5 protein-coding genes and 3 pseudogenes are annotated in these 6,000 nt (G+C 69.8%); 5 read left to right on the top strand and 3 right to left on the bottom strand.

Annotation, left to right across the window (positions count from 1 at the left end):
• Nucleotides 1–193, bottom strand: a pseudogene (locus ABZ576_RS33725) (Tat pathway signal sequence domain protein); the annotation flags it as partial.
• A gap of 395 nt (nucleotides 194–588) precedes the next feature.
• On the opposite strand from ABZ576_RS33725, the pseudogene ABZ576_RS33720 reads away from it, so the two are divergent.
• The 3 genes and pseudogenes from ABZ576_RS33720 to ABZ576_RS33710 form a co-directional block, all read left to right on the top strand.
• A pseudogene (locus ABZ576_RS33720) lies at nucleotides 589–881 on the top strand (transposase); the annotation flags it as partial.
• Nucleotides 882–1,071: 190 nt separating this feature from the next.
• Nucleotides 1,072–2,226, top strand: coding sequence for a hypothetical protein (locus ABZ576_RS33715; protein WP_360749729.1), 1,155 nt, complete (start codon nucleotides 1,072–1,074; stop codon nucleotides 2,224–2,226).
• A 115-nt stretch (nucleotides 2,227–2,341) separates the two neighbouring features.
• Nucleotides 2,342–2,655, top strand: a pseudogene (locus tag ABZ576_RS33710) (transcriptional regulator); the annotation flags it as partial.
• Between the two features lie 214 nt (nucleotides 2,656–2,869).
• Here ABZ576_RS33710 and ABZ576_RS33705 read toward each other — a convergent pair.
• Nucleotides 2,870–3,001, bottom strand: coding sequence for a hypothetical protein (locus ABZ576_RS33705; RefSeq protein WP_360749726.1), 132 nt, complete (start codon nucleotides 2,999–3,001; stop codon nucleotides 2,870–2,872).
• A 500-nt stretch (nucleotides 3,002–3,501) separates the two neighbouring features.
• On the opposite strand from ABZ576_RS33705, the gene ABZ576_RS33700 reads away from it, so the two are divergent.
• Both ABZ576_RS33700 and ABZ576_RS33695 read left to right on the top strand, forming a co-directional pair.
• Nucleotides 3,502–3,828, top strand: a complete 327-nt coding sequence (locus ABZ576_RS33700) for a hypothetical protein (RefSeq protein ID WP_360749723.1) — start codon at nucleotides 3,502–3,504, stop codon at nucleotides 3,826–3,828.
• A 143-nt stretch (nucleotides 3,829–3,971) separates the two neighbouring features.
• The gene (locus tag ABZ576_RS33695) at nucleotides 3,972–4,508 is read left to right on the top strand and encodes an isochorismatase family cysteine hydrolase (RefSeq protein ID WP_360749721.1); all 537 of its coding nucleotides are present in this window, start codon (nucleotides 3,972–3,974) and stop codon (nucleotides 4,506–4,508) included.
• A 480-nt stretch (nucleotides 4,509–4,988) separates the two neighbouring features.
• Here the strand turns inward: ABZ576_RS33695 and ABZ576_RS33690 are convergent, their stop codons facing one another.
• Entirely contained in the window at nucleotides 4,989–5,402 is a 414-nt protein-coding gene (locus ABZ576_RS33690; RefSeq protein WP_360749718.1) for a lytic transglycosylase domain-containing protein, read from the bottom strand.
• Nucleotides 5,403–6,000: the final 598 nt, after the last annotated feature.

Here is a 6,000-nt window from a genome sequence, read left to right as displayed (position 1 = left end):
TCCCGACGGGCCGGTGGGCGGCCTGCCAGGCGCTGACCTGGAGGGCGGAGGCCGGGCAGGCGGGCGGCGGGGTGGAGGTGGTGGTGCTCGCCGCCGTGGCGGTGCCGGGCAGGATGCCGGTCACCGCCGCCGCGACGGCCGTGACCGCCGTCGTTGCCAGAGCCGTCCTGCGAATGTTGTTGCTGTGCCGCATGCTGTCGTCCCCCTGAGTCGTCTCGTCCGCGGGTTTCGGTCGTCGGTTCTTGCCCCGCGGTACGCGTGGTCGTGGTACATGAGTGCAGAGGGGGCGGGAGAGCGGCAGGGTTCCGTGCGGCGATCACTTGTGACGGAACGGTGACGACAGGCTGCACCCGTGCAGATGGCCGTGCGGGCAGACAGAAGCACCTCCAGCGCGCCACGGGTTTCTCCACGCCCCCGGCGCGCACGGTGCCGAACACGGCGGCGGTGCCGCCGGCCGGGCCCGCCCCATCCGAGCCCCTCGGGCGCACCGGGCGCACCGGGCGCAACCAACCCGCCCAGTCCGCCGCGCCCTTCCTGCCGGAGCAAACCGCCAACGACACCTCCGGGGCCGAAGATGCCCGGGCGACGATGGTTGCCCGGCTCGAGGAGAGCGGGGGGGGCGCCCCGGGCCGGTGCGCGAGGCCCTGCTCGCGCTGCCGCGCCATGTCCTGATGCCTCAGGCATACGTACGGCGCGGCGCCCCGGACGAGACCCCGCCTCCCTGGGATCTGCTGGAGCACCAGCTCCTGGACCTACGGCCCACGGGCTTCCTGAAGAAGGGCACACGGTCGGTCGGGGTCCAGCGGCAGTACTCGGGCACCGCCGGGCGCACGGAGAACTGTCAGGTCGGCGTCTTCCTCACGTATGCCACCGGCCGCGGGCGGTGCCGCAGGCCAGCGGAGCGGGGCGGAGCCGGAGAGGTCAGGGCGGGCCGGCGCTGCACTGTCGGCCGGGCCTCTGCTCCGGGACGGGTTTCGGACCGCTTCGCGGAACGGTGTTTTCCACGCAAGGGGGCGGGACATCATGGTGATTCGGAAATCCGTGTGATACGGGGGCGCGGTGGAAGCGGACGTGGCAGCGTTGGCCGTCGGCGTGCTGGCGGCTGTCGTGACGGGTACGGCGACTGGCTTCGGCGAGCAGGCCGGTGTCGCGGTCGTTCAGCTGGTGCAAGAGCGGCTGCGGGCGAGTGCCCGTGGTCGGGCGGCGTTGGCAGCGCTGGAGGCATCGCCGGGGGATCCGGAGTCGCGAGCCGAGGCGGAGGCGGTCCTGCGGGCGGAGGTCGACGCCGACCCGGATTTGCGGCATGCGTTGTCGGTGCGCCTGGAGGCGCCGTCAGCTCGCATCGAGAACAGCATCGTTTTCGGCGACAACGCCCGTGTCTCCCGAGGGGCCTGGATCACGCTGGGGCCGATCACGGTCAACAAACCGTCCTCCGTGGGCGGATGGGTAGCCTTCGGGACCGCGGGGCTCGCGCTTCTTCTCGTCGTCACGCTCGGGTTGTACGGAGGGGCGCGCGCCCTTTCGGATGGTGATTCCCGCAAGCCCCAGAAATCCTCGGCCCCGGCAGGCGGCTCGCCCACTGACGGCAAGACTCCGGCTCATTCGCTCCCGGCTGGAGAGGAGAAGGGCAGCGGACTGTCACTCGAAGACGCAGCCCTGACCACGGCTGATCTGCAGGGATCGGACAGGCCCTGGACAGTCAAGCTGGCCACCACTGAGAACGGCGACCCCGTCTACGCGGGCTGGACGGACGCGCGTTCGGACGACCGGGAATGTGCCCCACTGATCGATGTGTTGAATGCCCAGCCTGGAGTGCTCGCGAAGCCGGTCGGACGCGCGCAGCTCCGCCAACTGGAATGGCACAACCTCCAAGTACTGCTGAGCCTACGGGAGTACGCCGACGAAGGCGTTGCTCAGGATGTCTTCGACAAGGTCCGCGTCGCCCTCTCGAGCTGCACAGCGTTCCGGTTCGACCCGAACTCGCTCCTCGTCAACGACGTCCTCGACGTCCGGGAGATCGATCCCTTCGACTCAGACGCATCAGGACGCTCGGCGGGGTACACGCTGGAGCTCTGGGACGAGGTCAATGCCAATACGGACTGGCAGCGGGTCAAGATCTGCAAGAAGGGCGCCCGTATGGCCGTCTTCTTCGAGCGCAAGGAAGCCTTCGCCGACCTCACACGTGACGGCGGGCTCCCTGAGCAGGCCCAACTGGACAAGCTCTAGTACTGCAACGGTGTTTGCTCCAAGTGCTGGGCAGTTCTCAGGGGCTGTGTCGCGTCGTTTGTAGAGGCTGGTGCGGGCTTGGCGCCGCCCAGCGCCGATGTCCTCGGCAACCGACGACCTCGCGGCGAGCGGGCTGCGCACCGACGCCGCAGCAGCCGCCTACGCGCAGATGTTGTGCACCCTGGCCTACACCGCCGCCCGGGCCGGGCAGCGCACCTAGGCCCTGGCGATGGCCGAGGAGGCCCGCCGCGCCGCCCGCCGCCTGCCCCAGTCCGCTCCACCCGGCGGTTGCTCGTCGTCAGCCCAGCCGCCGTCGATCTCTACGCGGTCGGCGTGCACTGGGCACTCGGCGACGCCGGCGCCGCACTCGACGCCGGGAAGAACCTGCGGCCCGATCATTTCTCGACCGCCGAACGCAAAGCCCGGGTCCCCGTCGCCGACACGAACAGTCCCCGCGTCACTGGGCGGCGCGCCTGCCGTGCGAGCCAATTTACCGCGTCCACCTGCTCGGGGAGGAGCCGGGGCCGCTCGGCTCAGTGGGGCCGTGGCCTCTGCAGCTCTTCCCTGACTCCTGAAGCGGACGGCCGGGAGGCGATCGGCCATGCCGGGCGTTGCCAACGCGCTTGCCCGGCCGCACGCGGCGTCAGCGACTGACGGGCTCGGGGTAGCGCCGGCGGCGCCGGTCGGGATCGTCGGCGTCGATCTCGTACCAAGGCTCGCCCCGCTGGAGCCGGAGCAGGGTGTTCACCCACACCTCGACAGCGATGCCCTTCACGTCGTCGGCGAGCGCCTGGAGGCGGCTGTCGAGCAGGTGCTCCTCCTTGGACCGGACAGTGGTGTGCCGGCCCCGGGATGGTTACCGGTTTGATAGCGGTCGGCCGGGTTTTCCGGCAGCCAGCGTCACGCACTCTTCCGTCGGCCCCCCGGGCGGGCAGATGCTCGGGGATCTTGTCCGCCCACCCCCGGGTGGTCAGCCGCCCAAGACGATCTCGTTCACGATCCAGGCGCCCGAGATCCTCGGTCATGGTTCTGTGTTGCTGCTGGCGCACAGCACAGGTCGAGGGCGCTGCTGTCGAGCGTGATCGGTTGGTAGAGCGCCTTCGGGTCGCTGATGTCGCCGGCCGCGACGGCGCTGATGCTGGGGATGGAGAGGAGGTGGTAATGGCGTCCGGGTCCACCTCGTTGCCGAGGCCGAGGCTGCCGGGGTCTCCCTGCGGGGAGGGCGTGGTGAACAGTCCGCCGGGAGCGCCATCGATGTCGGGCAGACCGCTGGTGGTGACCGAGATCGCTTCGCCGCCCTTTCTGCAAGCGGGCGATCTGCTGGCCGCCTTGTGCCTGGGTCCTGAGCCAGGTGCTGGTCAGCGTCTCGCCGTCGGCCCGTACCGCGGTCGCGTCGGGTTTGATGCCGTCGGTGTACAAGCCGTTGGCGACGCCGATCTCGCGGAGCGCCCGTGGCCGGCCGCCGAGCCGTTCGAGTGCCTGAAGGACGTCACCCGCTGCGGCGCCTTTTTCGCGTGCCGGCGACCTTCGATCCCGCGAAGTGAGCCGTCGTCGTGGTTGGAGCCGGCCGGGCCGCAGGACGTCCGGGGAGAAACACCGTAGTACGGCCGAGCCACGGGCACGGGCACGGGCACGGCTGCCGCTTCCCGCACATGGGCCCTTCGCACGCGAAACTCGCGACAGGTGCGACAGCCACGCTGCTGCAAACCGCAAGGCTCACTGCCCGTCGGGGGAAAATTCATCGTATGAGCAAGACTGCGCTGATCGTCATCGACATGATCAACACCTACGACCACAAAGACGCCGACCAGCTGATCCGCTCGGCAGAGCCGGTCGTAGCGGTGCTGACCGATCTGCTGCGGCGCGCACGCGATCGCGGAGTACCGGTCATCTACGTCAACGACAACTTCGGCGAGTGGCGCTCACACCACGGCGAGCTGCTCGAACGAGCTCTGGCCACTCCCCATGCCCATCTCGTCGAGCCCGTGAAACCCGACGCGGACTCGCTCTTCGTACTCAAGGCCCGCCACTCCATCTTCTTCGAGACACCGCTGCACTACCTGCTGCAGCAGCAGGGTGTCGACCGCCTGGTACTCACCGGGCAGGTGACCGAACAGTGCGTGCTGTACTCAGCCCTGGATGCTCACATCCGGCACTTCGACGTCGTCGTCCCGCACGACGCCACCGCCCACATCCACCACGACCTCGCTCAGGCGGCACTGCGCATGATGGAACGCAACATGGGTGCACACGTGTGCGAAAGTCAGGAACTCTGGGCGTGAAGCCGGGGAGCCACGGACAAGCGGCCCGGCAAGGAAGGCACAAGGACCGACACCCGTGAACACCCCTGCCCGCCGTTGGTCCACGCCACCGACGCCATCCACCCGCAGCTGGATCTTCAGGCCTCGCTGATGGTGGCTGCGCCGCCCCGCCCCGCACGCGCCCCAGCCGGCCCCCGCCAGTCGAGTGAAGGGCCCTCGCGACCGGTGCTGTCGCTGGAAGAGGTACCCGTGGCGAAGGAAGCCCTGCGCCGCCTTTCCCCGGCACCACCAGGGGAAAAGGAGGACGGAAGCAGGCCCAGTCCAGCTCCCTCGTGCGCTCGGCGCGGCGTGCGCATGGTCCGGAACACGATCACGCGGAAAAGACGAGCGTATACGCGTGCGCCCCCGCCGGGTGGGCGGGGGCGCAAAGCGTGGGGTGCGGCCGGTGGGGCCGCAAGGGGGACGGCGGTGGTGCGCCTGCCCCGAGAGGGTGCTGTCGGCTCAGTACCAGCCGTTGGCCTGCCAGAAGCTCCAGGCCTGCACCGGGCTGCCGTAGCGGGAGTTCATGTAGTCCAGGCCCCACTTGATCTGGGTGGCCGGGTTGGTCTTCCAGTCGGCACCGGCCGAGGCCATCTTCGAGGCCGGCAGGGCCTGGACCAGGCCGTAGGCGCCGGAGGAGCTGTTGGTGGCGGTGGGGTTCCAGCCGCTCTCGTGCTCCACGATCTTGCTGAAGGCGTTGAACTGCGCGGCGTCCGGGATCATCTTGTGCGCGATCGCCTGGGCGGAGGAGGCCGAGGCCGGAGCGGCGTGAGCCGGAGCGGCGGTGAGCGCCATGCCGGCGGTGGCGGCGGCCACGGCGGCGGTGGTGAGGACCTTCTTCGGGGAAGCGATGCGGCGGATGAAGGAGACGGACACGCGGAACCTCTTGCCTCGGGGACGGTGGATCGCCCGCACGGATCGGACCACGTGACGTGGCCGCATGCGTCGGCGCCGCGGCCCGCTGTGGGCTCGTGGCGCCTGGCGACGTCATCCAGATAAGCAGGCCTGGAAGACGTCGGCAATGACCCCCTTTACTAGTGCTGGCCGGATTCATGAGGAATACTAATGATGTGGCCTACGACTCAATCCGCAGCTCAGAGGCGGTGCAATGGAGGACAAATCGGGCCGAAGGTACTACGATGCGGGGTCGTAGGTGACGTGCGTCATGTGGGGCCCCTCACCGAGTTGCTCACGAGGCGCTTCTGGATTCCTACGAGGCGTCACCGTCCGGAGTCCTCGGAAGTGACCGCGCGCACAGCAGCCGGCCCTCATCGACCGGCGCCGCGGTCGGGAAGGCGACCGCAGCCGGCCGAGTGGCTGATCCAGTACGGCCTCAACCGCACCGACGTAGACGCCCTGCACGCCGGCGACCGCCGAGCAGCGGCCAGGAGCGGCCGGCGCCGCCCCCCCCCCCTGAGCGGGGAGATGTACAAGGGCACCTGGTCGGGTGCCCAGCCCCGCCGGGTCCCGGCGG

Source organism: Streptomyces sp. NPDC013455, from assembly GCF_040632975.1.
GTDB lineage: Bacteria > Actinomycetota > Actinomycetes > Streptomycetales > Streptomycetaceae > Streptomyces.
Note: the sequence above shows the minus strand (reverse complement) of the source record. Positions and strands in the feature narration are given on the sequence as shown.